The organism is Loktanella salsilacus (genome assembly GCF_024206795.1).
Lineage (GTDB): Bacteria > Pseudomonadota > Alphaproteobacteria > Rhodobacterales > Rhodobacteraceae > Loktanella > Loktanella salsilacus.
The window spans coordinates 1,352,335-1,378,220 of the sequence record NZ_CP072994.1; the positions used below are offsets into that span (position 1 = coordinate 1,352,335).

Annotated in this window: 28 protein-coding genes; 10 read left to right on the forward strand and 18 right to left on the reverse strand. The window is 61.2% G+C overall.

Going from position 1 to position 25,886, the window contains the following annotated elements; genetic code table 11:
- Nucleotides 1-39 precede the first annotated feature (39 nt).
- The 6 genes from fdh3B to KBW81_RS06665 are packed head-to-tail and all read right to left on the reverse strand — an operon-like array spanning nt 40 to nt 5,679.
- Nucleotides 40-633 (reverse strand): formate dehydrogenase FDH3 subunit beta, encoded by a 594-nt coding sequence (gene fdh3B, locus KBW81_RS06640; RefSeq protein ID WP_090184704.1) that lies wholly within the window; start codon nt 631-633, stop codon nt 40-42.
- A 12-nt stretch (nt 634-645) separates the two neighbouring features.
- Nucleotides 646-3,606 (reverse strand): formate dehydrogenase subunit alpha, encoded by a 2,961-nt coding sequence (locus tag KBW81_RS06645; RefSeq protein WP_254248763.1) that lies wholly within the window; start codon nt 3,604-3,606, stop codon nt 646-648.
- Nucleotides 3,607-3,660: 54 nt separating this feature from the next.
- Nucleotides 3,661-3,852, reverse strand: coding sequence for a twin-arginine translocation pathway signal protein (locus KBW81_RS06650; RefSeq protein ID WP_090184710.1), 192 nt, complete (start codon nt 3,850-3,852; stop codon nt 3,661-3,663).
- A complete protein-coding gene (locus tag KBW81_RS06655) occupies nt 3,849-4,502 on the reverse strand; it encodes a TorD/DmsD family molecular chaperone (protein ID WP_254248764.1) in 654 nt (217 codons plus the stop codon). The genes KBW81_RS06650 and KBW81_RS06655 overlap by 4 nt, the downstream gene beginning before the upstream one ends.
- Nucleotides 4,499-5,146 carry a DUF3306 domain-containing protein gene (locus KBW81_RS06660; protein ID WP_254248765.1) on the reverse strand — a complete coding sequence of 216 codons (648 nt, stop codon included), beginning with the start codon at nt 5,144-5,146 and terminating at the stop codon, nt 4,499-4,501. Before KBW81_RS06660 ends, KBW81_RS06655 begins: the two co-directional genes overlap by 4 nt.
- The gene (locus KBW81_RS06665; protein WP_254249013.1) at nt 5,143-5,679 is read right to left on the reverse strand and encodes a DUF3305 domain-containing protein; all 537 of its coding nucleotides are present in this window, start codon (nt 5,677-5,679) and stop codon (nt 5,143-5,145) included. Before KBW81_RS06665 ends, KBW81_RS06660 begins: the two co-directional genes overlap by 4 nt.
- Nucleotides 5,680-5,924: 245 nt before the next feature.
- Between KBW81_RS06665 and KBW81_RS06670 the strand changes: the two genes are divergently transcribed.
- From KBW81_RS06670 to KBW81_RS06690, 5 genes are read left to right on the forward strand one after another with little or no spacing between them, the layout of a single operon-like run.
- Entirely contained in the window at nt 5,925-7,874 is a 1,950-nt protein-coding gene (locus tag KBW81_RS06670) for a 4Fe-4S binding protein (RefSeq protein ID WP_254248766.1), read from the forward strand.
- A gap of 12 nt (nt 7,875-7,886) precedes the next feature.
- Nucleotides 7,887-8,099 (forward strand): DUF6494 family protein, encoded by a 213-nt coding sequence (locus KBW81_RS06675; RefSeq protein ID WP_090184725.1) that lies wholly within the window; start codon nt 7,887-7,889, stop codon nt 8,097-8,099.
- Nucleotides 8,096-9,160 carry an Mrp/NBP35 family ATP-binding protein gene (locus KBW81_RS06680; protein ID WP_254248767.1) on the forward strand — a complete coding sequence of 355 codons (1,065 nt, stop codon included), beginning with the start codon at nt 8,096-8,098 and terminating at the stop codon, nt 9,158-9,160. The genes KBW81_RS06675 and KBW81_RS06680 overlap by 4 nt, the downstream gene beginning before the upstream one ends.
- Nucleotides 9,157-9,861, forward strand: coding sequence for a biotin/lipoate--protein ligase family protein (locus KBW81_RS06685; RefSeq protein WP_254248768.1), 705 nt, complete (start codon nt 9,157-9,159; stop codon nt 9,859-9,861). Before KBW81_RS06680 ends, KBW81_RS06685 begins: the two co-directional genes overlap by 4 nt.
- The gene (locus tag KBW81_RS06690; RefSeq protein WP_254248769.1) at nt 9,858-10,388 is read left to right on the forward strand and encodes a DUF6505 family protein; all 531 of its coding nucleotides are present in this window, start codon (nt 9,858-9,860) and stop codon (nt 10,386-10,388) included. Before KBW81_RS06685 ends, KBW81_RS06690 begins: the two co-directional genes overlap by 4 nt.
- A 111-nt stretch (nt 10,389-10,499) precedes the next feature.
- Here the strand turns inward: KBW81_RS06690 and KBW81_RS06695 are convergent, their stop codons facing one another.
- The 4 genes from KBW81_RS06695 to KBW81_RS06710 are packed head-to-tail and all read right to left on the reverse strand — an operon-like array spanning nt 10,500 to nt 13,182.
- Entirely contained in the window at nt 10,500-11,309 is an 810-nt protein-coding gene (locus KBW81_RS06695) for an ABC transporter substrate-binding protein (RefSeq protein ID WP_254248770.1), read from the reverse strand.
- A complete protein-coding gene (locus KBW81_RS06700; RefSeq protein WP_411914380.1) occupies nt 11,306-12,016 on the reverse strand; it encodes an ATP-binding cassette domain-containing protein in 711 nt (236 codons plus the stop codon). Before KBW81_RS06700 ends, KBW81_RS06695 begins: the two co-directional genes overlap by 4 nt.
- Nucleotides 12,013-12,717, reverse strand: coding sequence for an ABC transporter permease (locus KBW81_RS06705; protein ID WP_090184739.1), 705 nt, complete (start codon nt 12,715-12,717; stop codon nt 12,013-12,015). The genes KBW81_RS06700 and KBW81_RS06705 overlap by 4 nt, the downstream gene beginning before the upstream one ends.
- A gap of 36 nt (nt 12,718-12,753) precedes the next feature.
- Nucleotides 12,754-13,182 (reverse strand): cupin domain-containing protein, encoded by a 429-nt coding sequence (locus tag KBW81_RS06710; protein WP_090184742.1) that lies wholly within the window; start codon nt 13,180-13,182, stop codon nt 12,754-12,756.
- Nucleotides 13,183-13,327: 145 nt separating this feature from the next.
- Between KBW81_RS06710 and KBW81_RS06715 the strand changes: the two genes are divergently transcribed.
- Complete coding sequence (locus KBW81_RS06715; protein ID WP_090184745.1) at nt 13,328-13,888, forward strand: PRC-barrel domain-containing protein; 561 nt, start codon at nt 13,328-13,330, stop codon at nt 13,886-13,888.
- 139 nt (nt 13,889-14,027) lie between these two features.
- Nucleotides 14,028-14,801: an NYN domain-containing protein gene (locus KBW81_RS06720; RefSeq protein WP_254248771.1), complete on the forward strand. Its 774-nt coding sequence runs from the start codon at nt 14,028-14,030 to the stop codon at nt 14,799-14,801.
- A gap of 66 nt (nt 14,802-14,867) precedes the next feature.
- On the opposite strand, the gene eno is transcribed toward KBW81_RS06720, so the two are convergent.
- The 3 genes from eno to KBW81_RS06735 are packed head-to-tail and all read right to left on the reverse strand — an operon-like array spanning nt 14,868 to nt 17,581.
- A complete protein-coding gene (gene eno, locus KBW81_RS06725) occupies nt 14,868-16,145 on the reverse strand; it encodes a phosphopyruvate hydratase (protein ID WP_254248772.1) in 1,278 nt (425 codons plus the stop codon).
- A gap of 38 nt (nt 16,146-16,183) precedes the next feature.
- A complete protein-coding gene (locus tag KBW81_RS06730) occupies nt 16,184-17,074 on the reverse strand; it encodes a DMT family transporter (protein ID WP_254248773.1) in 891 nt (296 codons plus the stop codon).
- A gap of 57 nt (nt 17,075-17,131) precedes the next feature.
- Nucleotides 17,132-17,581, reverse strand: coding sequence for a Fur family transcriptional regulator (locus tag KBW81_RS06735; RefSeq protein ID WP_090184755.1), 450 nt, complete (start codon nt 17,579-17,581; stop codon nt 17,132-17,134).
- 146 nt (nt 17,582-17,727) lie between these two features.
- On the opposite strand from KBW81_RS06735, the gene KBW81_RS06740 reads away from it, so the two are divergent.
- Nucleotides 17,728-18,477: a DUF533 domain-containing protein gene (locus tag KBW81_RS06740; protein WP_175499122.1), complete on the forward strand. Its 750-nt coding sequence runs from the start codon at nt 17,728-17,730 to the stop codon at nt 18,475-18,477.
- Here KBW81_RS06740 and KBW81_RS06745 read toward each other — a convergent pair.
- From KBW81_RS06745 to tyrS, 5 genes are all read right to left on the reverse strand, one after another.
- A complete protein-coding gene (locus tag KBW81_RS06745) occupies nt 18,474-19,451 on the reverse strand; it encodes a CorA family divalent cation transporter (RefSeq protein WP_090184760.1) in 978 nt (325 codons plus the stop codon). The genes KBW81_RS06740 and KBW81_RS06745 overlap by 4 nt on opposite strands.
- Entirely contained in the window at nt 19,438-20,286 is an 849-nt protein-coding gene (locus tag KBW81_RS06750; RefSeq protein WP_254248774.1) for a PhzF family phenazine biosynthesis protein, read from the reverse strand. The genes KBW81_RS06745 and KBW81_RS06750 overlap by 14 nt, the downstream gene beginning before the upstream one ends.
- On the reverse strand, nt 20,283-21,539 hold the full coding sequence (locus tag KBW81_RS06755) for a cation:proton antiporter (protein ID WP_090184766.1): 1,257 nt from the start codon (nt 21,537-21,539) through the stop codon (nt 20,283-20,285). Before KBW81_RS06755 ends, KBW81_RS06750 begins: the two co-directional genes overlap by 4 nt.
- Nucleotides 21,540-21,581: 42 nt before the next feature.
- Entirely contained in the window at nt 21,582-22,445 is an 864-nt protein-coding gene (locus KBW81_RS06760) for a GNAT family N-acetyltransferase (RefSeq protein ID WP_254248775.1), read from the reverse strand.
- A gap of 195 nt (nt 22,446-22,640) precedes the next feature.
- A complete protein-coding gene (gene tyrS, locus KBW81_RS06765) occupies nt 22,641-23,891 on the reverse strand; it encodes a tyrosine--tRNA ligase (RefSeq protein ID WP_254248776.1) in 1,251 nt (416 codons plus the stop codon).
- 105 nt (nt 23,892-23,996) lie between these two features.
- Here tyrS and KBW81_RS06770 point away from each other — a divergent pair, with 105 nt between their 5' ends.
- Together KBW81_RS06770 and KBW81_RS06775 are read left to right on the forward strand one after the other, a co-directional pair.
- Nucleotides 23,997-25,094, forward strand: a complete 1,098-nt coding sequence (locus KBW81_RS06770) for an anhydro-N-acetylmuramic acid kinase (protein WP_254248777.1) — start codon at nt 23,997-23,999, stop codon at nt 25,092-25,094.
- A 136-nt stretch (nt 25,095-25,230) separates the two neighbouring features.
- Nucleotides 25,231-25,821 carry an outer membrane protein gene (locus KBW81_RS06775; protein WP_254248778.1) on the forward strand — a complete coding sequence of 197 codons (591 nt, stop codon included), beginning with the start codon at nt 25,231-25,233 and terminating at the stop codon, nt 25,819-25,821.
- The last annotated feature ends 65 nt before the right edge of the window (nt 25,822-25,886 follow it).

The following is a 25,886-nucleotide window of genomic DNA, read 5'->3' on the forward strand; positions in this document are numbered from 1 at the left end:
AAGGGAAAAGGGGCGGCACTTGGCCGCCCCGCACAAACCTTACTGGCCTTTCAGGCCGTAAGCCGTGCCCCAACCCCATGCGCCAGCGCCAAAGCCGCGGGCCACGGTGCGTTCGCGATAGATTTCCGACACCACATTGCCGTCGCCGGCCAGCAGTGCCTTGGTGGAACACATCTCGGCGCAGATTGGCAGCTTGCCTTCGGCGATCCGGTTGCGACCGTACTTCTGGAACTCTGCTTCAGAGTGGTTTTCTTCGGGGCCACCGTTGCAGAAGGTACACTTGTCCATCTTGCCGCGGCTACCAAAGTTGCCAGCCTGCGGGTACTGCGGCGCGCCAAATGGGCAGGCGTAGAAGCAGTAGCCGCAACCGATGCACAGGTCCTTAGAGTGCAGAACCACACCGTCGTCGGTCTGGTAAAAGCAATCCACCGGGCAGACGGCCATGCAAGGCGCGTCAGAGCAGTGCATGCAGGCGACAGAGATCGAGCGTTCGCCCGGCTTGCCGTCCTGAATGGTCACAACTTTCCGGCGGTTGATGCCCCAAGGCACCTCATGCTCGTTTTTACAGGCGGTAACGCAGGCGTTGCATTCGATGCAGCGTTCAGCGTCGCAGAGAAATTTTGCGCGTGCCATATATAGTGCTCCTTACGCTACGCTGATTTTGCAGAGGGTGGCTTTGGTTTCCTGCATTTGGGTCACCGAGTCGTAGCCGTATGTCTGCGCTGTGTTTGTGGATTCGCCCAGCACGATGGGGTCTGCACCTTCGGGATATTTGTCCCGCAGATCAACGCCTTCGCTGACGCCGCCAAAGTGGAACGGCATAAAGGCTACGCCTTCGCCGACCCGTTCGGTGACCATGGCCATAACTTTGACCTTGCCGCCCTCAGGACCTTCGACCCAGACATCTTTGCCGTCGCGCACACCAAGGTTGTTGGCGTCGCGCGGGTTGATTTCGACAAACATGTTCTGCTGAAGCTCGGCCAACCAAGGGTTGGACCGGGTTTCATCGCCGCCACCTTCGTATTCAACAAGCCGGCCAGAGGTCAGCACGATGGGGAAGCCTTCGGAAAAGTCGTTTTCCTGAATGGACTTATACATCGTGGGCAGACGCCAGAACTTCTTGTCTTCATAGGTCGGATAGTCGGCAACCAGATCGCGGCGCGCGGTGTACAGCGGCTCGCGGTGGATTGGGACTGGATCGGGGAAGGTCCAGACGACGCAGCGGGCCTTGGCGTTGCCGTAAGGGGCGCAGCCATGCAGGATCGCAACGCGCTGGATGCCGCCCGACAGGTCGGTCTTCCAGTTCACGCCGCCGACATTGTCGACGTAATCGGACGGGATCTCTCCGGTCTGGCTTGTCTCGCCGACTTCTTCGGTGCCCGGACGGGTGTCACGGAAGCCCGCGACCCATTCGATCATGTTCCGCTCGTAGGCGGTCAGATCTTTGTCCCAACCCAGTTCGATCAGCATCGCCATGGTGAATTCAGGGTAACCGTCCTGAATTTCGGACCCGACAGTAAAGCTGCCTTCGGCAAGCAGGTTGTCGCCGTTACGTTCCACACCGTAACGGGCGCGGAACGGCAGGCCGCCTTCGGCCACGGACAGCGACGTGTCATACAGGTTCGCCGAACCGGGGTGGTTCATTTCGGGCGTACCCCAAGCTGGCCATGGCATGCCGTAGAAATCGCCGTCGGCCGGGCCACCATTCGCGCGCAGCGTTGTGCGGTCGAATGTGTGCTGGTTTGCCATGTGCATTTTCATGCGCTCTGGCGATTGGGCGGTATAGCCGACTGTCCACATGCCGCGGTTAAACTCGCGGGTGATGTCTTCGATGTTCGGCTCGTCGCCGTCGATCGCGATGTTGCGGAACAGACGATCGGTGAACCCGAACTTGTCTGCGAACAGCTTCATGATCGTGTGGTCGACCTTGGATTCGAACAGAGGCTCGACCACTTTGTCGCGCCACTGCAGCGACCGGTTCGACGCGGTGACAGAGCCGCGGGTTTCGAACTGCGTCGTGGCGGGCAGCAGGTACACGCCATCGGTGCGGTCGTTCATGACGGCAGAAACGGTGGGATACGGGTCAACGACGACCAGCATGTCCAGCTTTTCCATTGCCGTCTTCATTTCCTTCATCCGCGTCTGGCTGTTTGGGGCGTGGCCCCAGAATACCATCGCGCGGGTGTTGGCAGGTTGGTCAATGTTATCAGCATCTTCCAGGACACCGTCGATCCAGCGGCTGACGGGAATACCGGTCAGGTTCATCATGCTGGTTTCGTCATAGGTCGCGTCAGAGAAGTTGCCCTTGAGCCAGTCCAGATCTTCGTCCCAGACCCGTGCCCAATGCGCCCAAGCACCCGGTGTCAGGCCGTAATAGCCGGGCAGAGTGTCGGCCAGCACGCCAAGGTCGGTCGCGCCTTGCACGTTGTCGTGGCCGCGGAAGATGTTGGTACCGCCGCCGGCGGTGCCCATGTTCCCCAGTGCCAGCTGCAGGATGCAGTATGCGCGGGTGTTGTTGTTACCGTTAGAGTGCTGCGTGCCGCCCATGCACCAGATCAGGGTGCCGGGACGGTTGTTGGCCAGCGTCTTTGCAACGCGCTCTAGCTGCTCGCCGGGGACGCCGGTGACGCGCTCGACTTCGTCGGGATTCCAGCTGGCAACTTCTGTGCGAATTTGATCCATGCCCCAGACGCGCTGGCGGATGAATTCAGTGTCTTCCCACTTGTTTTCAAAGATGTGCCACAGGATGCCCCAGACTAGGGCCACGTCCGAACCGGGCCGCATCCGCACGAATTCATCCGCGTGGGCGGCGGTGCGGGTAAAGCGTGGATCGCAAACGATCAGCGGCGCGTTGTTCTCTTCCTTGGCCTTCAGCACGTGCAGCAGCGACACGGGGTGCGCCTCTGCAGGGTTGCCGCCGATGATCAGGATGGCTTTGGAATTGTGGATGTCGTTGTAGCTGTTGGTCATGGCGCCGTAGCCCCATGTGTTCGCGACGCCAGCAACGGTGGTCGAGTGGCAGATCCGCGCCTGGTGGTCGACGTTGTTCGTGCCCCAATAGGCGGCGAACTTACGGAACAGATAGGCCTGCTCGTTGTTGTGCTTGGCGGAGCCCAACCAATAGACAGAATCCGGACCGGACTCTTCCTTGATTTTCATCATGCCGTCGCCGATCTCGTTGATCGCCGTCTCCCAGCTGATGCGTTCCCAGTTACCGCCGACTTTCTTCATCGGGTACTTCAGGCGACGCTCGCCGTGGGCGTGTTCACGCACCGCAGCACCTTTTGCGCAATGCGCGCCAAGGTTAAACGGGCTGTCCCAACCGGGTTCCTGACCTGTCCAAACGCCGTTCTGCACCTCTGCAATCACGGTGCAACCCACGGAACAGTGGGTGCAGACGGATTTGATGATCTCGGCGTTGGTGTTAGCCTGCGTTTGCGCGCTGGCGGCGGTGACGCTGCCGCCCGTGGCCGCGATGGCGGTCAGACCACCGATGACAAGACCAGAGCCCGCCAGAAAGCTGCGGCGGTTCACGGTCTTGGCCCCGTCGCGGGCAACGATGCCCGGACGGCTTGACGCGGTCGATGTTGTCTTTTTACGAAGCATGTTTTCCTCCCTCAGCCGCGGCCCATTTCAGGACCGGACTGGTGTTGCATCTGATCAGAAACGGGCGCTGGCGAAATACGCGCGGGTGTGGTCGGTGTCCTGCATGACGCTGGACGACAGATCGACCGGGTTCGCCGCAGCGGTGGTTGGTGCGGCTGTTGCGGCGGCGACAATGGCTGCCGGCGCGGCGGTGCCTGCCAGTTTCAGGAAACCGCGGCGGTTTGTGCCTTTGGTATCATCAGTCATGTCGATCCTCCCAGATGCCGGGTATTTGGCCCGTTTGTGTGTTGTTCTTCATTCGAAAGCCGAAAGGCTTCTTTTTCGATAGTCATAAAGGCTTGGCCGACGGCCCCAACCCCTGCGTAAAAGACCGAACCCTTGGCTGCGGTCAGATCGCCAAAAAAGTGACCAGCCCATGGGCCGATATGCTTGGCGAAGAAATCTTTCTGTACGCTTAACGTCGCTGGTGCGCCAAAGCGGCCAACGATCAAGCCGCCCATCATCTCCATCAAGGATGCGATGTTGTCCTCAGGCTCGAACACATTGTCGGACCTTGCGATCCGCAGGGCCGCCATATCGCCGCGCAGACGCGCCAGCGGCTTTTCGTTCAGAAAACCCGTCAGGTAGTAGCTGGCGTAGGGCAGCAATTCGCCCCGGCCAAGGCCAATGAACAGCGCGTTATATTCGGTGATGACGCCCTTGGGCTTGGTCACTTTTGCCACGGCGGCCAGTTGGTCGATTGCGCGGCCCAGTTCGGACGTATCGCCCGACAGACCGGCGGTCTGGTCTAGCAGCATCTGCTCCGGCGGGGCGGACAGGATCAGTCCCAGAAAATTGTACAGATCCGCGCGCAGGCGGTCCTCTGCATCAATCCGGGGCAGGGTGTCAGCAGTCATGTACGGTCTCCGAATTCAAATCGCATGCGGCGCGGCGCACGGGCGGCAGGGGCGTCTGCATCATCTGCATCGTCCACACCATCTTGCGCTGCCGTATCTTCGTTAACGTCTTCGGTTGGAACGCTGGCGTTTGCAACCGACGCAACAACTGGTGCGACATCTTCGCGCAGCGGGTCCTGCGTGTCGGCCTCAGCGTCTGCCACCGCAACTTCGGCCGCAGCGTCTTTGGCCGCGGCTTCTTCTGCCATCTTTTCCACATGGGCCAGCAACCCGCGGCCCACCTGATAGCTTGTCTTGATGACGCCTTGTCCGGTCGATCCGGTCAGATAGTCGGTGTCGTAATCGTTCAGCCCGTCCAGACAGGCCAGTACCGGGTCCGACCGCCACAGATTGCGCAGGGCGCGGTTGCGCAGGTGCATCGGGACAGCTTTGGCCATGAAGGCGGCAAAGTTGTCGCCTTTGCGCAAAGTGTCCGGGTCGGGCAGGTCAAGCATTTCCAGAATATCGGTATCCGACATCTCTGACAGGTCAGGCTCGACCTCCTCAGGCGTAACAGGCTCTTCTGGAACAACGACGAGTTCAGCTTCGCGCTCTGCTTTCAGGCCAGCACGGCGGCGGGCGAAAAAGGATTGCTCCTGACTCATTCCGTCACCTCGTGCCGGGTCGGCGCACGGTAAACGTCAGTGGTCTGCGCAATCCGGCGATCACCGATGCCGTCCTGCACGCCGTCCGTCTTCTGACGGTCGCGGCGGCGCTTGATAAAGGCTTCTTCGGTATGATGCTGTTCAACGAAATCAGTGATCCACGCCAAGACAGGGGCGGGCATCACGACCTTTTCGACCAGCTCTTCACCGGAGTCGGCGTAGTCCTGCGCCTCGTAAGGGGATGCAGTGACCATCACCACATCGAGCGGCGCATTAGGCCGATCATCAACGCGGCGCAGAATGACATAGACCGACGGCTGGCGCGTTTGCAGTTCGTGCACATAAGCTTCGGTATCGGATGGATACAGGCGCACCGTGCGCGTGGCGGCATGGAATAAGGTCGCCTCGCCATCCTCGCGCAGCACCTTCCAATCGGCAGGGGCCGCGCCCGGCAAGACGTCCACGGCCAGCCACGCCCATTTAGCCCAGCGGGTGACCCCGGGGCTGCGGCGAATGACAACGCCCATCGGCATCGTTTGGCTGTCTGGCGTAGTGAAGGGCAATGCCCGCTCCTTGCTGGATGGCTGGTGTCGGCTTTTGTTGATCATGCGCTAAATGCCGCCGAAGGCCAAGGTGAAATTTCTATGCAGTAGGACAGGTTACGCGGTAAAACGTGCTGCGCTGCGGCATTTTTGAGCGTTCTGTGAATCTAGGTTAGCAGTTTACCTTTCTGTGTATTGATGATGAAAAAGGCGCTGCACGCTATAGGAGCCAGCCGATGTCCAAGACCGTTATGATTTGCGACTGCCTTGGCAGTCAGCGTGTCGATGGCGCAGCGATTACCGCCGCCACGGGACTGCCGTGCTCTCGGTTGCACACCAGCCTGTGTGATCGTCAGATCAACATTGCCGCCGCCGCGATGGCCGATGGCGATGTCATCATTGCCTGCCAGCAAGAGGCCCCCCGTTTTGCCGCGCTGGCCGAAGAAATTGGCGCAGAAGTCCCGCAATTCGTCGATTTGCGCGACCGTGCTGGCTGGACAGAGGCCGGTGATCCGACCGCAAAACAAGCCGCGCTGCTGGCCGAAGGGCTACTGCCCATCGCCCCTGCTCGCAGCCTTGATGTCGTGTCCGAAGGCACTTGCCTGATCCTTGGCCGCGACCAAGTTGCCGTTGATGCGGCGCTGGCGCTGGCTGATACCCTTGGCGTGACGCTGCTGATGCCGACAGGCTGGGACGTGGAACTGCACCCGGGCTTTGATACGGTCACGGGGACGCTGACAAAGGCCACCGGCTCGCTGGGGCAATTCGACGCAGGCATTGACGCACTGCAGCAAATCATCCCCGGCGGGCGCGGCACTGTGTCGCTGACGCCGCCGCAAAACGGGGCGCAATCGCAGTGCGATCTGATCCTTGATCTGCGCGGGCAGGGGCCGCTGTTTGCCGCTGATGCTAAGCGTGACGGATATCTGCGGGCCGACCCGGCCAGCCAGCCCGCCGTGGCTGCTGCAATCCTTGCTGCCAGCCAGATGACCGGCACGTTCGAAAAGCCGCTTTATGTCCGGTTGGAACAATCCTTGTGTGCCCACAGCCGGGCCGAACAGGTCGCCTGTTCCAACTGCCTTGATCTGTGCCCCACCGGCGCGATCAGCCCGGACGGCGACCATGTCACCATCGACCCGATGATCTGCGCCGGCTGCGGGGCATGCTCTGCCGTTTGCCCATCTGGCGCGATCAGCTTTGATGCGCCCTCCGTCGACAGCACCTTTGCCCGCCTGACCACGCTTGCGCAAACCTACCGCAAAGCGGGCGGCACCGCGCCGCGCTTGCTGGTCCACGACACAGAGCACGGGGCCGAGATGATCGCCTTGGCCGCCCGCTTTGGCCGGGGCCTGCCCACCGATGTGATCCCGCTGGAAGTCGCCGCGCTGGCCGCCTTTGGCCACGCCGAAGCCGTTGCCGCCCTTGGCGCAGGCTTTGCCGATGTCGCGGTGCTGCTGTCGCCAAAGACGGAAACAGAGGCACCGGTGCGCGAAACGTCCCTCGCCAATGCCATCGCCGGGCGCGAGGCCGTGGTCCTGCTGGACATGACCGACCCCGACGCGCTGTCTGACCACCTTTATGCCGCCGTCGTCGGCCCGGTTGTCAAAACGCCCACCTTGCAAATCGGTACCCGCCGCCAGGTTGCGCGCCTTGCCGCCCGCACACTGCGCCCGCAATCAGAGGTGATTGAACTGCCCGAAGGTGCCCCTTATGGCGCTGTGCTGGTCGACACCGACGCCTGCACCCTGTGCCTGTCCTGTGTGTCGCTTTGCCCGTCCGGCGCGCTGGGGGACAACCCCGACCTGCCGCAATTGCGCTTTCAAGAGGACGCCTGCCTGCAATGCGGCCTTTGCGTGAACATCTGCCCAGAGGACGCGATCACGCTAGAGCCGCGCCTGAACCTGACGCCAGAGGCGTTCCGGCAGGTCATCGTCAACGAAGAAGAGCCCTTTGCCTGCATCGAATGCGGCACGCTGTTCGGCGTAAAATCCACGATTGAAAACATCACCGCCAAGCTGACAGGGCATTCCATGTTCTCGAACCCTGGCGCGCTGAAGATGATCCAGATGTGCGACAACTGCCGGGTTGGCGCGCAATATCACTCTGAAAATAACCCCTTCACCGGCGGCGAGCGGCCAAAGCCGCGTAGCACGGACGATTATCTGTCCAAGCGCCGCGATCATTAAGGAAATACAAAGATGTCTGACGACACATTCAACATGTCCATGCGCAAATTCCTGAAACAGGTGGGGGTGACCAGCCAGCAAGCGATCGAAGAAGCGATGCGCGCCAAAGGCGGCACCGAAGGCCAAACCTTCGAGGCCAAGGTCGTGCTGACCGTGAACGGGCTTGATCTGGAACACACCGTCACCGGCCAAATCGCTGGCGCATCCTCGGACGCCTCCGCATGAGCGTGACACGCGACGACGTGCAGGCCGTTCTGGCAGGCATTACCGATCCCGCAACGAACGGCCCGCTCAACGCATCCGGCGCAGTCAAGGCACTGACCGTGGACGGCGGCACCGTGCGCTTTGTTCTGGAAATCGCAGCCAGCCGGGCGGCGGAATACGCCCCCGTGCAGGCCGAGGCGGAAAAGTTGATTGGCGCGCTGGACGGCGTGGAAAAGGTGACGGTCGTGATGACCGCGCATTCCAGCCCCTCCGCCCCGCCGGATTTGAAATCCGGCCGCGCGGCCCCCTCTGGCCCGCAAAAAATCCCCGGCATTGACCGCATTCTGGCTGTCGCGTCCGGCAAGGGCGGCGTTGGCAAATCCACCGTCGCGTCCAACCTTGCCTGCGCGCTTGCCGCGATGGGCCGCCGCGTTGGTCTACTGGACGCAGACGTCTACGGCCCCAGCCAACCACGCATGCTAGGCGTATCTGGCCGCCCGGCCAGCCCCGATGGCAAAACGATCCTGCCGCTGCGCAACTACGGCGTAACGATGATGTCCATCGGCCTGATGACGAACGAAGACCAAGCCGTCGTCTGGCGCGGCCCCATGCTGATGGGCGCATTGCAGCAGATGATGAACCAGGTGCAATGGGGCGCGCTTGATGTGCTGATCGTCGATTTGCCGCCCGGCACCGGCGACGTGCAGATGACCCTTGCGCAAAAGGCGCAGGTCGACGGCGCGATCATCGTGTCCACGCCGCAGGACGTCGCCTTGCTAGATGCGCGCAAGGGCATCGACATGTTCCAGCAGCTGCACGTGCCGATCATCGGCATGATCGAAAACATGAGCACGCATATCTGCTCTGAATGCGGTCACGAAGAACACGTCTTCGGCCATGGCGGCGTCGCGAAAGAGGCAGCAAAGCTCGGCGTGCCTTTGCTGGCTGAAATCCCGCTGCACTTGTCGATCCGCCTTGCCGCTGACGGCGGCGCACCTATCGTGGTGTCCGATCCCGAAAGCGCGCAGGCTAAGGCATTCCTTGATGTCGCCAAGCACCTGATCGACGCAGGATCCGCGTGACCGACGCCGATTTTCCACCGTTGTTTAACGGCTACGCCAGCGCGGGGGACGACCCCCTTGCGCTGGCCTGCAACGCTGCGCAGGGCGGCACCGAAGCCGGCCTTGTCATCCACGACGCAGGCCCAGACAGCCTGCGCGCCGCCGTCGTCTTTGCGCCAGAGGTGCCGCTGCGCGAGGCCGCGATCATGCTCCCGCTGTGCGGTCTGGGCTTTCAAAACGCCCTTGGCGTGCTGGCCCCGCCTGTGGTCGCGATCCACCTTGGCTGGGACGGCGCGATCTACGTCAATGGCGGCCGCTGCGGCCAGCTGACGATGATCGCCAGCACCGATGATCCGGATGCTGTGCCGGATTGGCTTGTGATCGGCCTTCACCTTGACCTGACCCCGCTCGCGGACGACGGTGGCACTGACCCGGATCGCACGGCACTTTACGCCGAAGGCTGCGGCGATGTGGCGGCCCCTGATCTGCTGGCGGCATGGCTGCGCCATTCGCTGTCTTGGCTGGATACCTGGGACAACCAAGGCACCGCGCCGCTGCACCGCGAATGGTCCGGCCTTGTGCATGGGCTGAACGAAACCGTCACCCTCGCGGGCCAGACGGGCACCTTGCTTGGCACGGATGAGCATCTGAACGCGCTGCTCAAATCCGGCGACACGACCACCCTGATCCCGCTGACCCGCCTGTTAAAGGACGCCCCATGAAACTTGCCCGCGCCATCCACTTTGACGAAAGCGACACCCGCGTCTTTCACAGCCCGGCCCGCACCGGCGAATGGTGCATCCCGGGCGGTTTCGAGTTTTCGAACTGGTCCCAAGGCGACCTTGTCGGCAAGGCGCGGCAAGCCTTCACCAATGGCTGGATGGGCGTCGAAACCTATGGCCGCACAACCTTTGTCGCTGTCACGCCGATCACCCCTTCAGAACTGGATACGCTGGCAGACGCCCTTGCCGCACATTTTGTGACGATTTACGGCGCACCCGATCCTGAGACCGCGCGCCCGACAGCCCTAGAAGAGCTGCATCACATGGCCGATCTTTGCGCCGATCACGACACCAATACACTGCTCACCGTGACGCGAGAGCTCACGGAATCCGGCGTGCGCGAAAGCTTCCGCGCGATCCCGCCACAAGACGCCGGGCTAGAGCAATTCGCGATCCACGTCACCGACGATGACGCCGGTCACGATCATGCCCACGACCATCACCATGGGCACGACCACAAGCACTAGCGCGCCACGTCCACAGCTTCTTCTGGTCAAAAATACCTCGGGGGGAGTCCCGCAGGGACGGGGGGCTGGCCCCCCGCCTTTACTGATTTTTCAATGAAAAATCGGTGCGCGTCACTCAGCCGCCGCGTTGAATACAAACAGCGGCTCGCCGCCGATTTCATAGGCTTCGATCAGGTCTTTGGCGGCATCAGAGACCAGCCAACCTTCTAGCTTCATCGCCAGATCATTGCGCACGCCGGGGTGCGCTTCAGGGCTGACGGGAATGTAGGCGTATTGGTTGAACAGCGCCGGATCACCCGCAAACAGCAGCGCCAGATCGCCCTTGTTGCCAAAGTTGAGCCAGCTGGCCCGGTCCGCAAGGATATAGGCGTTCAGGCCCGACGCGGTGTTCAGCGCAGCCCCCATGCCAGCGCCGACGGCCTTGTACCATGGGCCAAAAGTGGCGGGATCAAGTTCGGCGGTTTTCCACAAACCCAGCTCTGCCTTATGCGTGCCGCTGTCGTCGCCGCGGCTGACGAACTCTGCCTCAACCGCTGCAATCGCCTGCAACGCGCCTGTGGCGGTTTCAGTCTGCGCAATGCTGGCCGGATCGGTGTTTGGGCCGATCAGGACAAAGTCGTTATACATAATCTCGCGGCGGTGGGTGCCATTGCCGGACGCGACAAAGGCTTCTTCGGCGGCGCGCGAATGCACCAGCACCGCATCGACGTCGCCGTTGTTACCCAGCTCGATCGCCTGGCCTGTGCCAACAACCAAAAGTTGAAGGTCGATATCCAGATCGGTTTTAATCGCAGGCAGCAGCACGTCGGCCAGACCTGAGTTTTCAAACGACGTCGTCACCGCCATCTTCATCTCTTCCGCCTGCGTTTGTGCGCCAAACAGGGTGGCAATGGCCGTCAGGGCCAAAATGGGGCGTGTCATGTCACGATGTCTCCGTTCAGGAATGATGCTAGCGCCGGGTGCTGCGGGCGGTCAAAGAATCGATCCCGCGATGCAGCCTCTGCGATAGTGCCACCCAATACAAACAGCGCGTCATCCGCAATGCGGCGTGCCTGTCCCATGTCGTGTGTCGCCATCACAATCCGCACGCCCGCGTCCCGCGCGTCGCGCAGCAGCCCCTCAATCGCGAGGGTCGCGGCCCCGTCCAAGCTGGCGCAAGGCTCGTCCAAGAACAGCACCTGCGGTTTGCCAATCAGCGCGCGGGCCAATGCCAGCTTTTGCCGCTCGCCGCCGGACAGGCGCGGGGCAGGGGTTGTCAGCGCGTCGCTCAGCCCGATCTTGGCGGCCCATTCCGTGACAGCCACGTCCTGATCGGCGCGCGCCACGCCGTGCAGCGCTAGCGGATAGCGCAGATTGGCGGCGACCGACCGGCGCAGCATGATCGGGCTTTGGAACACAAAAGCCTGCCGCGCCTGCGCATCGCGGTCGGGCACGGCCCAGTTTGCGCTGCCGGATGACAGCCGTTCCACGCCGTGCATCACGCGCAGCAAGGTGGTCTTGCCCGAACCATTGGGGCCGACGATGACTGTGACACCGCCGGTGCCAAGCGTCAGGTCCACGGGGCCCAGCAGACGCTTGCCCCGGCGGCGCACTTCGGCTGCGGTTAGGCGCAGGGGCAGAATATTCACCAGCGTCCCTCCCGCTCTGTGCCAGACAGGGCGTGGATCGCCAGATTAACGGCAATCGCCATGCCGATCAGGACGAACCCAAGGCCAAGGGCCAAGGCGAAATCGCCTTTGCCAGTCTCTAGCGCAATCGCTGTGGTCAGCACGCGGGTCGCGTGTTCGATATTGCCGCCGACGATCATGATCGCCCCGACCTCTCCGATCGCGCGGCCAAAGCCGGCCAGCACAGCCGTCAGCAAGGTGCGCCGCCCGTCATAGATCAGCGTCATGATCCGCTGCCGCTTTGTCGCGTTCAGCGATATCAGCAGGTCATGGTAATCCGCCCATAGATCGCGCATCGCCTGATGCGTGACCGAGGCGATCAGCGGCGTGATAATGACGACCTGTGCGATCACCATCGCTGTGGGCGTAAATAGCAGCCCGAGCACGCCCAGCGGCCCAGCCCGCGACAAAAGCACATAAATCACAAGGCCCACGACGACGGGCGGCAGACCCATAAAGGCATTGAGCAGCGCAATCACCGTGCGCCGATAGCGAAAGCGCTGGATCGCCAGCACGGTGCCCAGCGGTATTGCGATGATGCTGGCCACGACCAATGCGGTCAGGGTGACGCGCAAGGATCGCAGGCTAATCTCGACCAGGTCTGGGTCCAGCGTCACGACCAGCTTTGCGGCCGACAGAAGACCTTCGGTAATCGTGTTCATCGTCTGCCGATCTGTCCCTGCATCCTGCCCAACGTGCTAGGCAGACGCGCGCGGAATGTCAAAGCCCGCTGGTGCCAAATGAAAGCCTGCGAAATCAAAGCCCGGCGATACGGTGCAGCTGACCAGCGTCCAGTCGCCTGTGCTGCGTGCGGATTGCCAATGATGCGGGGGCACGATCAACTGCGCCGACTGACCCGCCAGCACGTCAGGCCCCAGCACGTCATCTGTGGCTGGCCCCGCGTCAGTCGCAGACCGCGACAGGATTAGGGGGCTGCCGGCGTGGTAAAACCAAATCTCTGTCGCGTCGACGGTGTGCCAATGGCTGACCTCACCCCGCGGCAATAAAAACAGGATCGCGGTGCCACTGGGACGGCCTGTGTTCTCGGCCACCCAAGTCTGGCGATACCAACCGCCTTCGGGGTGGGGCGACAGGTTGAGGGCTGTAATAATAGCTTCGGCGCTCATCGGGTTCCCCAGAAATTAGCTGATATTTAAGAAATTGTATAATCGTTAAAGCAGGTTAAAGAAACAAACGTTTGCGCTGCGTCAGGTGCAACCAATTGTCGCTTCACCCTGTTGTGATGGCAGATGAAGACAATAGGAGATGACAATGAACATCCTGAAAACAAGCACCGCCGCAATCGCACTGACCGTCGCTGGTTCCATGGCATTCGCTGAAAGCCACGTCACCGCAGACGAGGCAATGGAAAACGACGCAGCACAGGTCGAGCAGTCGGTCGAAGGCGCAGCAGATGCAACCGGCAACGCCGTGTCTGACGCGGCAGAGTCTGTCGACGATATGCAGAACTTTGACCTGAGCACGTCGGAAAACCTGATCCGCACCCGTGATATCGTAGGCGGTGAAGTGTGGCGCATGGACCCCGAGGCCGACAACGTCACATGGACGGAAAACGGCACCTATGAAGGCACCGGCGAAGGCTGGGAGCGTATCGGCTCTATCGAAGACATCGTGCTGTCCAAAGACGGCCAGATGATCGGTATCGTCGGTGAAGTCGGCGGCTTTCTTGGCCTTGGCGACAAAATGGTCCTGATGCCCGTCGAAAACGTGCGCCTGACTGCAATCGACGATGGCCAATATGCGTTCGTCACACAGATGACGCAGGAAGACATCGAAGCAGCGCAAGACGTTGATGAAGGCTTCTGGGACTAATCTTTAGGGTCCGATTGACGATAGAGGGGTGGCTTCGGCCGCCCCTTTTTCGTTTCGAGGTGACAAAAAACGCGCTGCGTCAAATTACGGCCTTAATACACGCCTAGCGTGTTGGGTGAAAAAGACACAGGAATCTGACGTGACCGAACCGCGCATTGCTCTATTCGTTGATGGCGACAATATCAGCCCGGTACATGCCGATCTTATTCTGAAGGCTGCCAAACGGCGTGGCCGTGTTGATGTCTCTCGCGTTTATGGACAGGCGAACCGAACATCCGATTGGCTGACCGCGCCAGGGTTTCGCATGATCCATGCTGGGTGCGGAAAAAACGCAGCTGATGTTTTGCTTTGCATCGACGCGATTGAAATGGCGATAACCGGAGTGTGGGATACATTTGTGATTGCGACGTCCGACGGCGATTTTACGCATCTGGTGCAACGATTGCGCGAACGTGGAATGACCGTCTGCGGGATCGGAGAAGCGAAAGCCCCGATGTCCTTTCGGACCGCGTGCAGCGATTTTGTTCAGGTCGGTGTGCAGCCGAAATCTGCGGCAAAACCTAACGTGAGCCCAGAGATAAAAACTGAGAAACCTTCAGCATTACAGCCTAAATCAAGTTTACCAGATCTAAGCTGTTTCGGTCAAATCTCCCAATTGGACTATAAAATTATCACCATAATGATGTCGGAAGAAAAACAAGCCCAAGGGATGAAGATTTCCGACGTTAATATTCGAATGAAGTCAAAATTCGGATTTCTGATTGGCGCAGTTGAAGAAAAGACCTGGCGAGCGTATTTTTCAAAACGGCCCGATCTTTATAGCCTTGATCCCAAAGGCCCAGATGCAAAAGTCCGATATCGAAAACCAGCGCTTTCTGCCGCATTCCAATCCGTAACCCTTGCTGCCGAGTAACCACCTATCACCCACAAAAAAGCCCGCCGCGCAGTACTGCACGGCGGGCTTCGCTTAGACTAAACCTTAGCCCTTCAGGATCGAACGACCGGCGTACTGCGCGGTTTCGCCCAGCATTTCCTCGATCCGGATCAGCTGGTTGTACTTTGCCAGACGGTCCGAGCGGGACAGCGAGCCGGTTTTGATCTGGCCGCAGTTTGTCGCAACCGCAAGGTCGGCGATGGTCGCGTCCTCGGTCTCACCGGAACGGTGCGACATGACGTTGGTAAAGCCTGCGCGGTGGGCCATTTCAACGGCTTGCAGGGTCTCGGTCAGGGTGCCGATCTGGTTGACCTTGACCAGCATAGAGTTCGCAGAGCCGCGCTGGATGCCTTCGGCCAGACGCTTGGGGTTGGTCACGAACAGATCGTCGCCGACCAGCTGGACCTTGCTGCCGATGCGGTCGGTCAGGGCCTTCCAGCCGTCCCAGTCATCCTCGGACATGCCGTCTTCGATGCTGATGATGGGATAGTCGCTGGCCAGCTGCGCCAGATAGTCGACGTTCTCTTCGGACGTCAGCGACTTGCCTTCGCCAACCATCTCGTACTTGCCGTTCTTGTAGTATTCGGTCGCGGCACAATCGAGGGCAAGGAAGATATCCTCGCCGGGCTTGTAGCCGGCCTTTTCAATGGACTTCAGAATGAAATCAAGCGCTTCGCGGCTAGAGCTCAGACCGGGGGCAAAGCCGCCCTCATCGCCGATACCGGTGTTGTAGCCCGCGTTCGACAGCTCTTTTTTCAGCGTGTGGAACACTTCAGAGCCCATGCGCACCGCTTCGCGGATGTTGGCCGCGGCGACCGGCATGATCATGAATTCTTGAATATCGATCGGGTTATCAGCATGTTCGCCGCCGTTGATGATGTTCATCATCGGCACAGGCATCACGCGGGCAGAGGTGCCGCCGATGTAGCGGAACAGCGGCTGGCTGGTGAAATCGGCAGCGGCTTTGGCGACGGCCATCGATACGCCAAGGATCGCGTTGGCGCCCAAACGTGCTTTGTTGTCCGTGCCATCCAGCTCGATCATCGTCTCGTCGATGCCGACTTGGTCCAGCGCGTCGCAGTCCAGCAGCGCTTCGAAAATCTCGCCGTTTACGGCGGCGACGGCTTCCAGCACGCCTTTACCCATGTAGCGGGACTTGTCGCCATCGCGGCGCTCGACCGCCTCGTGTGCGCCAGTGGATGCGCCAGAGGGGACAGCCGCGCGGCCCATGGTGCCGTCTTCGAGTGTCACGTCAACTTCGACCGTAGGGTTGCCCCGGCTGTCCAGAATTTCGCGGGCGTGAATGTCGATGATGCTGCTCATAAGAGGCTCCGATTTAGTGAGTGTTAGCGTTAACGGGTTTATATCGCGCCTGCTGCCGCAAGGGAAGCGCGGCGGCGCTGACCTTCGCGGATTGCGGCGTATGTGCCAGACCCCACGATGATCGCGGCGCCGATCAATGTCGCAATGTCCGGGCGTTCGCCAAAGACGGTCGTGCCGACGATCAGCGCAAAGACCAGCCGCGAATAGCGGAAGGGCGCGATGTGGGACATGTCGCCAAGCCGCGTGGCGGTGACCAGCGCGTAATAGCCCAACACGCCCGCCGCGATGGATCCGGCAATGCGCCAGCTATCGGTGCCCGATGGCACGGCAAAGCTGTCGCCCATGACCGCCATCAGCACCAGCCCGGTCGGCACGATCACCGCAAAGGCATAGGTCGACAGCCGCATAGAGCTGATCGAGCGGGGAATACGCCGTGTTGCCAGATCGCGAATACCAAGGAAAATAACGCCTTGCACGGCGAACAGCGACGCAGGCTGAAACGAGTCCAAGCCGGGGCGGATAATCAGCAGCACCCCGCAAAAGCCGACGGCAATCGCAACCCAGCGCCGCCAGCCCACGGATTCTTGCAAGAACAGCGCAGCCCCCAGCGTCACAAACAGCGGTGTCGCCTGAAAGATCGCAGAGGCGCTGGAAATCGGCGTCAGAATCACCGCAGAGACATAGCCGACAGTGCCAAAGACTTCACCAAAGTTGCGCAGCAAGACCATCGGATGCAGCACGTCGCGGGCCAGTAGCGTTTGCCCTTGGACCCAGCAGACAATTGCGAAAATAAGCCCGCCGCCGAACCCCAGCATGGCTAGGATTTGCCCGGTGGGCAGGGCGTTTGCCATCTGCTTCATGAACATGTCTTCTAGCGCGAAGCCAAGCATCGCCAGAACCATCAGAATGCTGCCGCGCAGATTGTCCAAAGCCGGACTCCAATTCAGGAATGTTACAGGTGGGTTACGCCCCGGCCGCGCAATTGCCTAGTCTGGATCGCCGCTTTTTTGCACCTTTGCCGTGTTTCGCGGCGCAATGCGCTCGCCGAACAACGACAGGCGGTGGCCCACCAGCCGATAGCCAAGGCGCTTTGCGATTTTGTCCTGCAGCGCCTCGATCTCTGGGTCGACAAATTCGATGACCTGTCCGGTGGCCATGTCGATCAGATGGTCATGGTGGGCGACGTCTGCCGCCTCGTACCGCGCGCGGCCATCGCCAAAGGTGTGCTTTTCCAGGATGCCTTTTTCCTCGAACAACTTCACCGTGCGGTAGACCGTGGCAAGAGAGATGCGCGGATCAACCTGCGCGGCGCGCGCGTGCAAGGCTTCGGCGTCGGGGTGATCGCTCGCGGCGTCCAGCACGCCCGCAATCACCCGCCGGGGGGCGGTCATGCGCAGGCCCGCTGCGGCGGCGCGGGTCAAAATCGAAGTTGTCATGGCAGGAATCCCCCGGGAACTGACTTATGGTCTTAGCGTTATTCCGCCAGATCGGCCACCGATGTGATGACATCTGGCTGCAATTCCCATGGCAAAGTGTTGGCCCCCGTGCCAGCCTGCCGCAAAGTTTAACCGGAGGACGTCACATGAGCCTAATGAAAACACTGACCCGCGTCGCTGTCGGCATTGCTGTCGCAAAAGGGGCCAGCGCCCTGACACGCAACGCGCGTGCGGGCAAATCGGGCACGATGCTTGATGATTGGATGGCACCAAAGGGCGGCACATCGGCGTCCACTGGCAGCGGTATGGGCGGCGGTTTGGGCGGTCTTTTGGACAGCTTGCAGGGCAAGCAGACCGGCGATCGGCGCACGCAGCCGTCCTCTGGCGGGTTGCAGGATATGCTGGGCGGTTTGGCTGGCGCTGGCGGTCTTGGCGGGCTGCTGGGCGGTTTGGCCGGCGGGGCCAGCGGCGGCGGTTTTGGCAAAGCGCTGCAATCGCAATTCGACACCACGCCAGAGCCTGCACAAGAGCCGACCGCTGACCAAGAAGGCCTGGCCGCTGTGATGCTGCTGGCCATGGTGCAAGCGGCGCAGGCTGACGGGCATCTGGACGACACCGAACGCGGCCGCATCATGGACCACCTGAACGAGGCGACACCCGCAGAGCGTGCCTTTGTCGAACAGGCCATGGCGCAGCGCATGTCCGTCACCGATCTGGCCGCCCGCGTCCCCGCAGGCGCAGAGGCGCAGGTCTATTCCATGGCCGTCATGGCGATTGATCTGGACCACCCCGCAGAGGTCGATTTCCTGCGCGGTTTCGCGGACGAGCTTGGCCTGCGGTCCGGCGATGTGAACGACATTCACGCCCAAATGGGCGTGGTGCCGCTGTATAGCTAGAACCAGCGCAGCCAGCGCATGACGGCGGCAGATACGACGCCGATCACCGCCATGCCGATGCACAACAGCAAAAAGGCATGCCCGCTTTGAACGCCGGGCATGCCGCCGACATTGACCCCGAAGAGCCCGGTCAAAAAGCCAAGCGGCAGAAAAATTGCCGCCACAACGGACAAGCGATAGCCGTTCCGTTCCAGCCGCATATTTTGCACCGTATCCAGATGGTCCGACATCGCTGTCAGGCGGTCGTGCACCTCTGACAGCTCCTCTAGTGCCCAGCGGCACCGGCTGGCGGTATCGCGCAGGCGGTGGCGCAGATCGTCCTTGATCAGGTCGGTATTCAGTTGGGCGACCTGCGTCAGCGCCTCTGCCAAAGGGGCGACATGGCGGCGGAACTTGATGATTTCACGCCGCAACGGCGCCAGATCGTCCAAGGGCGCGCGGTCATGCTCGTAAACATCGTCTTCCATGTCGTCGGCGGTGTCTTCACGGGCAAAGGCGATGTCTTCGAGCCGTTCCACCAACCCTTCGGTGATGCGCGCGAGCATGTGGCCGGGGCTGTGGGGCGCGTTATTATCCAGAACCTGCGCGCGCAGGTCTTCTAACGCGAAAATCCGTTGACGGCGCACGGTGATGATCAAATCGGCGGTCATCCAGATGCGCAGGGACACCATGTCGGCGGATTCCTCGCCCGCGTTCAGGTTGATGCCGCGCAGGGTCACGGCCATGCCGTGCCCGTCGTAATCTAGCCGCGGCCGGGTTTTATCGGCCAGCAAAGTGCGCCGCGCCAAGCCGGGCAGATATTGCGCCGACCAACCGGGCAGGGCCAGATCGGACAGATCGAAATGAAGCCAGCGATAGGCCGCGCCGCTGGCCGGGACAGCTTGCAGATCGGACGCCGGGCGGGCGGTGCCGTCGTCCCAGATGTCAAAGGCGGACAGCGGCGTGAGGGTCGAGGATTCGTTATTTGTGTCCAAAAAACTGCCCCTCCATCATGCGGACGGCTTGGCCAGAGATCGTCACACCAGCGGCGTCTGCGCGGGCGTGAATAACCGACGGGCGGCCCATATCGTCGCCTTGGTGGATCGTCAGGTCCTGCGCCGCGCCTGTCACATCAAACAGCAAAGCGGCGAGGGCGGCCGCGGCGCTGCCGGTGGCGGGATCCTCTGGAATATTGTCGAGGGGGGCAAACATGCGGGCGTGGATCAGATCATCCGCCACGACATAGGCAAGCACCGCGAAATCGAACTTGCTGGGATAGCGCGCCGCACCGATGCGCATGGCGGCCACATCAGGTTGGCAGCGCGACAGCGCAGCACGGTCCGTCAGTTGCGCAATGACAAAAGGCACGCCGACGCCCGCCTGCACCGGGGCGTGCACATGCACCGCGATATCGTCCGGCGTCAGCCCAAGTGCGTCCGCCACAAGGGCCACATCCGGCGCGTTGTCCCGCGTCAAAGGCACCGTGGTGGTGAATTGCGCCCGGCCATCCGCAACGCTGCACGGCACGGGGCCAATCCCCAGCTCTAGCGTCATATCCGCAGGAAAGCCGATATCCGCCAGCGCGATGGCGGTGCCAATCAAGGGGTGGCCCGCAAAGGGCAGCTCTAGCGTCGGCGTGAAAATCCGGACCTTGGCGGTGTTTCGCAGATCGTCCGGGGGGTAGACAAAGGTGACCTCGGAAAAGTTGAACTCTGCCGCGATGGCCTGCAATTTATCCTGCGGTAGCGCCTCTGCGTCGGGGAAAACCGCCAGTTGGTTGCCGCCAAAGGGGGTGTCGGTAAAGACATCGTAGACAAGGTATGCGGTCATGGCAGCAGCTCCGGTTGCGGGTTCACATGGCGGGCCAGCCGCGCGACGGTCAAACCTTGGACGATGATGGAAAACACGACAACCATATAGGTCGCGGTCAGGATCACGGGTTTCCATTCGCCGTCAGGTAGGGACAGCGCCAGCGCCACGGAAATCCCGCCCTTCAGCCCGCCCCAAGTCATGATGCGGATCACACCCGTGCTATAATCGCGGAACGGGCGCAGCAGGGTGATCGGGACGGCCACGGCCAGGAACCGCGCGAAAAGGCCCAGCACGATGGCGGCAAGGCCCGCCATGACATTGGCTGTGTCAAAGACGATGGCGAAGACTTCGACCCCGATCATCAGGAACAGCACCGCGTTCAGGATTTCGTCGATCAGTTTCCAAAACGCTTCGACGTATTTGCGGGTTTCCTCTGACATGCCAAGGCGCGTGCCGACGTCGCCGATCAGCAAACCCGCGCAGACCGCCATGATCGGGGCCGACACATGCAGCGCGACCGCCAGTTCGTAGCCGCCGAACGCTAGGCCAAGGGTCAGCAGAACCTCTAGCGAATAGTCGTCGATATGGCGCATGACGCGAAAGGTCAGAAAGCCAAGGACAAGGCCCAATGCCGCGCCGCCGATGGCTTCTTGTGCGAATAATGCTGTGGCCGAGGCTACGCTGGTGTCGCTATCCCCATGCGCCGCCCCGGTAAACGCCGCACCGACAAGTATAAGATAGACGACATAACCGACGCCGTCGTTAAACAGGCTTTCCCCTGCGATTTTGGTTTCCAGCGATTTGGGCAGGTTGGTTTCGCGCAAAACACCCATCACGGCGACGGGATCCGTTGGGGAAATCAGCGCGCCAAACACCAGCGCCACCAGCAGCGGCATGCCCGTGACATAGGCAAAGCCGTAGCCCACCACGGCGGTCGATATCGCGATGCCCATCGTCGCCATCAGCGTGACCGTCGGCCATTCGCGTTTCAGGTCAGAGGTTTTGACATGCAGCGCGCCAGCGAACAGCAGCAGTCCCAGCATGCCTTCCAACAAGGCGTCCGAAAACTCGATCCCCACAACCTGCGCGCGGATCGTGTCCGCGATGCCAAGGGACGGCACAATCAGGTCCAGCCCCATCATGATGACAGAGGCCAGCAGGGCCACGATCAAGATGCCGATGGCGGAGGGCAATTTGAGCACAAGGTAATTGATCGCGCCAAAGGCCCCGGCCAATACAATCAGGGTAGAGGCGATTTGCAGCAGGGACATGGCGGCTCCGATCAGCGGTTAACCTTGCCTATCACGGCGATTTTACCCTCGCCACCCCGGCAGACGCGCCCATGTACCCCCTAAAAGCTGTGCAGTAGCGCCGCTGCCCAGCTTGAACCGCGCCAAACCCGGGGCGTTCTGCGTATCCAACGTGCCAAGGTCTAATTGCGCCACCCCCATCGCAGCCAACCTGCGGGCGGCGTCGATCAGTAAAGCATGATGCGCGCGCAGGACGCGTCCGCGCGGACCGGACCACCCGATCTGATAGGTCGCCATCGTGCCGTGCCGCAAGAACAGCATGGCGGCGACAGGGGTGCCGCCTTCGCTGGCGGTCATGATCAGCGCGTCGCCGGCATTCGCCTGCGCATAGGCGAGCGACAGCGCATGGGGCAGGGCGCGGAACCGCTTCGCCCGTTGCTGCGCCAGATCGGCGTCCAGTAACCAGCCATCGCGGGATGGGCACAGAAGCCGCTGCCGCAGCCGCAGGCCCGCCGCCATGCCCTGCCGCGCGGCGTTGCGCCATTTACCAAAGGCGCGGACCAGTTGTGCGTCCGGGTCCGCATCAAGCCGTAGGATCGCAGCGGTGGCGGGGGACATGATCTGCACAAACCCCGCTTGGCGCATGACCTCTGTATCGCCGGGACCTGCATTCACCAGGTGCAGGCGGGCCGCGCGCAGGGCTGTGGCGCGGTCGCAGATACTGAAGTCCGGGGAAAACACCGGGCCGCGCGACGCAAAGCGCATATGCCCCAAACCGCGCACCGCGCGGCGCACAACAAGAACCTGACCGCAGCCTTGCAACGGTTCAATCCCGGCATCGCGGCCCAGCAAGGTTAGCGCCTGCGCAAAGCCCGGCGACTGCTGCAATGGCAGGGGGTGATCAATCAAATCGGTGGCGCGGCGCATCAACATGGCCGCCGTTAAATCAATCGAAACCTAAGGTCCGATTAATAGCGTCAATGATAATGATTATAGGATTGCCTTGATGACACCGCGCAAAATCCACGGCGTCGCGGCTGCAGCGCCGCGTCTGACAAAAATTGCGGCGGCCATATTAGCCGCCGCAACCTGTTTGCCGCTTCTGATCTATGTGCTGCTGACTTAGGCCAACCGCACCAACGCGTGCCGCTTTTTACCAGCCGACAGCTTGATCGGCGCGGCCAGCATGTCTGCCGTCACCATCAGGCCTGCATCGGTCAGCGGCTCATCATTCAGGCGGGCGCCGTTGTCGGCGATCAGGCGCTTTGCCTCTTTGCCGGATGCGGCAAGGCCCGCGCGCACGATGATCTGGGCGATGGACATGCCATCACCCAGCTCTGCTGTCGTCAGGTCAAGCGTTGGCAGATCGTCACCGACGCCGCCTTGCTCGAACACTTCGCGGGCGGTCGCCTCGGCGGCCTCGGCTGCGGCGCGGCCGTGCAGCAGGGCGGTGACTTCGTTGGCAAGGATGATCTTTGCCGAGTTAATGTCAGCGCCTTGCAGGGCACCCAGACGGTCGCATTCCGCGACAGGCAGCTCGGTAAAGATTTTCAGGAACTTCGCCGTGTCCGCATCCGTCGTGTTGCGCCAGAATTGCCAGAAGCCATAAGGGGCCAGCATGTCGCCGTTCAGCCAGATCGCGCCGCCTTGGCTTTTGCCCATCTTGCGGCCATCGCTGGTGGTCAGCAGCGGCGTGGTCAGGCCAAAAATCTCGTTATCCAGAACACGGCGCGTCAGGTCGATGCCGTTGATGATATTGCCCCACTGGTCCGATCCGCCCATCTGCAACACGCAGCCATAGCGACGGTTCAGTTCTAGGAAGTCATAGGCCTGCAGAATCATGTAGTTGAATTCAAGGAACGACAGCGATTGTTCGCGGTCGAGGCGCGATTTCACCGATTCAAACGCCAGCATCCGGTTCACACTGAAATGCCGCCCGATATCGCGCAGGAAATCGAGGTAGTTCAGCTGGTCGAGCCATTCGGCGTTATTGAGCATGATCGCATCGGTCGCGCCGTCGCCGTAGGACAGGTATTTGGCGAAAACCTGACCCATGCCGTCGATATTGGCCTGAATCTGCTCTGGTCCCAGCAAGGGACGTTCGTCACTGCGGAAGGACGGATCGCCCACCTTGGTCGTGCCGCCGCCCATCAGGGTGATCGGCTTATGGCCGCATTTTTGCAGCCAACGCAGGACCATGATGTTCATCAGATGGCCAACATGCAGCGACGCCGCCGTGGCGTCGTAGCCGATATAGGCAGGAACCACACCGTTGCTCAGGGCGTCATCAAGGGCTTGATAGTCGGTGCAATCGGCTAAAAAGCCACGCTCCATCATCACAGCCATGAAGTCTGATTTCGGGTGGTAGGTCATGTCTTGTTCCCATTCTCGTGGCGGGGCATCAATAATCCGGGCATCAATAGCGGTGCGCTCTGGTAAGGGCTAGTGGCTAAGGGCGCGAGGCTAAGGGAAATAACCATGAAGATCAAAGGGCCGATCAGGGCACTTGGGGCGATGTCGGGCACGTCGCTGGACGGAATTGATGGCGCGGTGCTGGTCACCGACGGCGAAACGATCACCAGTTTTGGCGAAACCGACTACCGCGAATACTCTGACCGCGAACGCGCCGGCCTGCGCAGCGCGCTGGGGCTGTGGCATGACGACAACGTGGCAGAGGCCGCCAAGGTTGTGGAACATGGGCATTATTCCTTGCTGGCGGGGTTCGAGGATATCGCGCTTGTCGGCTTTCACGGCCAGACGCTAGCGCATGATCCGGGCGGACGCGGCACGCATCAGGTTGGCGACGGCGCGGCCTTGGCGGATCGTTTGGGCTGGCCCGTGGTCTGGGATTTCCGCAGCGCTGATGTGCAATTGGGCGGGCAGGGTGCGCCGCTGGCACCGTTCTATCACTTTGCGCTGGCCCGCTGGATGCAGGCTGATGCACCTGTCGCGTTCCTGAACCTTGGCGGCGTGGGCAATCTGACGTGGATTGATCCCGGCAAAGCCCGGCCAGAGGATGACGGCGCTTTGCTGGCCTTTGATACCGGTCCGGCCAATGCGCTGCTGGACGACGCCATGTTCAAGCGTTTGGGCAAGGCGCGGGACGAGGGCGGGGCGCTTGCTGCTGCGGGAACCATTAACGACGATATTATCGCGGAGTTTCTGGCGCATCCGTATTTTTACAAGATGCCGCCAAAGTCGCTTGATCGCGATACGTTCGAAAGACTCGCCAAAGCCGTAGAAAAGCTATCCGATGCAGACGCTGCCGCGACTCTGACCGCAGCAAGCGCGCTCGCGGTGTCAAGTGCGATGCAACACTGCCCAACTGCCCCCAGCACGATCTGGGTGGCAGGCGGCGGGCGTCACAACCCCGTTCTGATGCAGATGATTGCCGCCGCTGTCGATGTGCCCGTGCGCCCGGTGGACGAGGCCGGATTAGACGGTGATATGCTTGAAGCACAGGCATTTGCCTATCTTGCGGTGCGTGTCGCGCGGGGGCTGCCGACGTCCTGCCAAGGCACCACGGGTGTGCGTGCAGCCGTGAGTGGCGGCACCCTCAGCCGCCCCGGTGCGTGACTGCACACATTCGCGTGAGTGTTGCAGACTTGCATCCACAATCTTGTGTTTCGTTTTTCTGGACCCTGGCGTGCTAACCAAACTCAATCCGGAGGGTTAACTCACCGGAACGACCAAACTCCCAAAGGAATACAAAATGAAAAACGTAATGATCGCAAGCGTCGTCGCTTCGCTGACCGCAACTGCATCCTTCGCTGGTGGCATCGCTGAGCCCGTCATGACCGTTGCACCCGCAGCGCCCGTGGCTGTCGTTGCTCCTGTCGTCATGACCAACGACTGGTCCGGCTTCTACGCTGGTGCACAGGTTGGTTTTGGTCAGCTGGAAGCTGAACTTGACGACGTATCCGCTGACGAAGACCTGACTGCATACGGCGTTCAGGGCGGTTACCTGTACGACCTGGGCAAGTTCGTTGTCGGTGCAGAAGCTGCTTACACCCAGCTGGACGTTGATGGCGCTGACGACAACGCTGACGTGCTGCGCGCTGGTGTGATCGCTGGTTACGACGCTGGTCGTTTCCTGCCATACGTGACCGCTGGTTACGCCAACGTTGATGCCGATGGCGTCGATGACGATGGCTACTACTACGGTGCTGGCGTTGACTACGCTGTGACTTCCAAAGTCCGCGTTGGTGTTGAGTACCTCGAGCACAAGTTCGACAACTTCAACGACTCCGATGTCGACCTGACTGCAAAGACAACTTCGCTGAAAGTGTCCTACGTATTCTAATGACGTAGCGCCGAGCATCGTTTCGGCGGCAAAGGGCACCCTTCGGGGTGCCCTTTTTGTTTGTG